General features: G+C 64.8%; 1 protein-coding gene. It reads right to left on the reverse strand.

What is annotated here, in order from left to right; genetic code table 11:
- Positions 1-250, reverse strand: a 250-nt coding sequence (locus KVT11_RS20295; protein WP_217609189.1) for a hypothetical protein, incomplete at both ends; no start/stop codon positions are given.

Below are 250 nucleotides of genomic sequence, written 5' to 3' on the forward strand. Positions count from 1 at the left end.
AGAACCGCAGTGCGATAATAACCGACACCCATGCAGGCCGAGCAGCGCTGCCGATCGAAGATCGGAACGGCCACGAATTCGAAGACCCGTCGCGGTCCTCCGACACGGGCATAACCGCGTTTGCGGGTTGCTCTCAGGTCGCGCAGCGTGCGCGCGACATCGAGCAGCCTGCCCTGCTCGCGACGCTGCTGGGCGACCGCGTTGAGAAGCAGGGCGCGCTCCTCGTCGTCGCAGAACGCGAGGTAACATT

The organism is Bacillus sp. GbtcB10, from assembly GCF_019091365.1.
GTDB lineage: Bacteria > Bacillota > Bacilli > Bacillales > Bacillaceae > Bacillus > Bacillus altitudinis.